At 57.0% G+C, this 3,153-nt stretch carries 2 protein-coding genes and 4 tRNA genes; 1 reads left to right on the top strand and 5 read right to left on the bottom strand.

Annotation, left to right across the window (positions count from 1 at the left end):
• From BUE18_RS27055 to BUE18_RS27035, 5 genes are all read right to left on the bottom strand, one after another.
• Positions 1 to 92 (bottom strand): GTP-binding protein (locus tag BUE18_RS27055; RefSeq protein WP_035218689.1); only part of this gene is annotated, 92 nt, incomplete at its 3' end.
• Positions 93 to 231: 139 nt separating this feature from the next.
• Positions 232 to 308 (bottom strand) — tRNA-Thr (locus tag BUE18_RS27050).
• 53 nt (positions 309 to 361) lie between these two features.
• Positions 362 to 437, bottom strand: a tRNA-Gly gene (locus BUE18_RS27045).
• A gap of 88 nt (positions 438 to 525) precedes the next feature.
• Positions 526 to 610: transfer RNA gene (locus tag BUE18_RS27040), tRNA-Tyr, on the bottom strand.
• Between the two features lie 18 nt (positions 611 to 628).
• Positions 629 to 704 (bottom strand) — tRNA-Thr (locus tag BUE18_RS27035).
• A 461-nt stretch (positions 705 to 1,165) separates the two neighbouring features.
• Between BUE18_RS27035 and BUE18_RS27030 the strand changes: the two genes are divergently transcribed.
• A complete protein-coding gene (locus BUE18_RS27030) occupies positions 1,166 to 2,980 on the top strand; it encodes a LysM peptidoglycan-binding domain-containing protein (protein WP_073479226.1) in 1,815 nt (604 codons plus the stop codon).
• The last annotated feature ends 173 nt before the right edge of the window (positions 2,981 to 3,153 follow it).

The raw sequence follows: 3,153 nt of genomic DNA, 5'->3' as shown, positions 1-3,153 counted from the left end.
GCCGCAGTCAGAGTGGTCTTACCGTGGTCGATGTGCCCGATGGTGCCCACGTTTACGTGGGGCTTGGTGCGTTCGTACTTCGCTTTGGCCATGATACCTTCCTCCCGTGGTTTTTCAGTCTGGTCCGGCAAACCTGACGACCAGGCGCCCTAAACCGTAAAGAGTGTCTTTTCGTTAGCTGCAAATTCCAAAAATGCAAAGATTCTACATGCCGCCCGTCTGAAAAAAAGATGGAGCCCGCGATCGGAATCGAACCGATGAACCTCTTCCTTACCAAGGAAGCGCTCTACCGACTGAGCTACGCGGGCTGAAACCATTTTTTTCCTCACGGCCTGGGCCGTTGTTCACTCCAGGCGAATTATGGAGCGGGAGACGAGATTCGAACTCGCGACATCCAGCTTGGAAGGCTGGAGCTCTGCCAGCTGAGCTACTCCCGCCTGAATTCCCGGAGGACCTTTTATGTCTTCATTGGCCGAGACTGCGTAGTACGGTTTCCGCGTCCTCCTACGCAGGACTGGCTATGATTGGTGGTGGGGGGAGGATTTGAACCTCCGAAGGCGTCGCCGACAGATTTACAGTCTGTTCCCTTTGACCACTCGGGAACCCCACCAAATTATTGTCATACAATTGGAGCCAGCGGAGGGACTCGAACCCCCGACCCACTGATTACAAATCAGTAGCTCTACCAGCTGAGCTACGCTGGCGCACTCGGCCCGGAATCAGACCCGCCCTTGTTGCGCTGGCCCTCGCTCCGAAATCATTTTGTTTACACCCATTTTTTGGTTAGTGCAAGCAAAAAATACAAAAAAAACTTCGAGCGATCAAAAAATCAGACATTGGCCGTCTGCTGCTCCGGATGTCCAACCCGGCCGATCCCATAGGGGCGTTTTGCCAGCCTCCCGGTCCGGCCCGCTAAGGATGAAATCCGAACCGAACAAGCTCCGTCGCGGTTTTCTCCGTAGCGGGCGTTGCATTAACATCGAATAATAGGCCTTGTAAACAGCTAATTCACTTTTTGTTAATTTTTTTTCACAATAGGGCGTCCTTGACAAGCCTAAGCGGCGCTGATAAATGAATCCGACTATGAGATGGAGATCCTTCATAACCTCGAAATCCGACGGGCCGACCGGTCCCGGACCTTTCCCAAGACATGTGAATTAATTCTATGAAAAAAACGTTTATCTCGTTGTTATGCTTGATAGTTGGCGCCGCCGGCTGCGTTGCGCCCTCGGCCCAGGTCAATACCTCCCCCGCCCGCACGCGCACGGCCGGCGCTCCCGAACCCGGTGCAGCTGCCCTGCCGCAGCCGGGGCAAATAGCCCAGGTGGAGGAAGTGGAAGAGGTCGACCCCCACCAACTCATGACCAACGGCGGTCTTGACGAACCGGCCAAGTTCGCTGCGACCGATTACCAGTGCAAGCCCGTCCCGGCCCCTGTCGAAAAGGACGCCCAACAGATCCTGGACGAAGCCCTGGCCTCCTGCCAGGCGGCTCAGGATTATTGGCAAAAAGGGGAGTTGGATCAGGCGATTGACGCCCTGGACCAGGCCTACGCCATGCTCTTGTCCATCGAAGCGGACAACGGCGGCCCCGGCGTTCTTCAAGCCAAGGAAGACCTGCGCTTTCTCATTTCCAAACGCATGCTTGAAATTTACACTTCCCGGTTCACGGCCGCCACGGGTAATCACAACGCCATTCCCCTGGACATGAATAAATATGTAGAGGCTGAAATCAAACTCTTTACCGGCAGGGAGAAAAACTTTTTCATAAGCTCCTACCAGCGCTCCGGCCAATACAGGCCCCAGATCGTGAAGGCGCTCAGGGAAGCCGGCCTGCCCGAAGAGCTATCGTGGCTGCCTCTCATCGAAAGCGGTTTCAAGGTCAAGGCCTTGTCCAGCGCCCGGGCTCTGGGCATGTGGCAGTTCATCGCCTCCACCGGCTATAAATTCGGCCTTTCCCGCGACCGCTACATCGACGAACGCATGGACCCGGAAAAATCCACCCAGGCGGCCATCGCCTACCTCAAGGAACTCCACTCCATGTTCGGAGACTGGACCACCTGCCTGGCGGCGTACAACTGCGGGGAAGGAAGGGTCCTCCGGGTCATCCAGCGCCAGAACGTCAACTACCTGGACAACTTCTGGGACCTGTACACCATGCTCCCCCGGGAGACGGCCCGGTACGTGCCCCGGTTCCTGGCGGCCCTGCACATCATCAACGACCCGGCCAAATACGGCATGGACCTGGGCGTGCCCTACCCGCCCCTGGAATACGAAACGGTTTCCATCAACAAACAGGTGCACCTGAACCACGTGGCCTCAGCCATCGGCGTGAGTAAAGAGACCCTCAAAGACCTGAACCCGGAGCTCCGCTACCAGATCACACCGGAGAGGCCTTACGAACTCAAGACGCCGCCGGGAAAATCCGGCGAACTCCTGGCCTGCATCGACCGCATCTCCAAGTACGAATTTCCCCAGGACGCCTACGTGCTGCACCGCATCCGCAGAGGGGAGACCTTGTCCACCATTGCGCGGAAATACGGAACCAGCGTGAGCAAGATCAAACGGGCCAACAGCATGCGCAGCACGCGCATCGTGGCGGGAAAAACCCTGAAAGTGCCCATCGGGCGGGGCTACAGCGCTCCGGCTGCTTCCCAGCCCGTCGCCTCCACGCCGGCCGTGCATGTGGTGCGGCGGGGCGACTCCCTGTGGAACATCGCCCAAAGGTACGGCAGCACCATCAACGACATTAAAGAAGCCAACAACCTGAAAACCACCACCCTGTCCGTGGGGCAGAAACTGACCATCCCCGGTAAAAGCCAGACAAACGCCTCCGGGTCCAGAACCTATGTCGTCAAAAGGGGCGATACGCCCTCCACCATAGCCCGGAAACACGGCATGAGCCTGAATCAGCTCCTGGCCCTGAACGGCCTGCACATGAAGTCCACCATCTATCCCGGACAAAAGATTCTGGTCAAATAGGCCCGAAGCAAATATTTCCCATGAAAAAGCCCCGGCGCCCCGGGGCTTTTTTAATTCCGCGGCCCGGCGCCGCCCTTGTCCCCAGATCCGCGATTGATGGGGAGAAAAAAAATGAAAAACCCCGTTGTGCTTGAGAAAACAAGCAGATAGGATGGAGTTGACCACAACAACCT

It is taken from the genome of Desulfatibacillum alkenivorans DSM 16219 (assembly GCF_900142135.1).
Classification (GTDB): domain Bacteria; phylum Desulfobacterota; class Desulfobacteria; order Desulfobacterales; family Desulfatibacillaceae; genus Desulfatibacillum; species Desulfatibacillum alkenivorans.
Note: the sequence above shows the minus strand (reverse complement) of the source record. Positions and strands in the feature narration are given on the sequence as shown.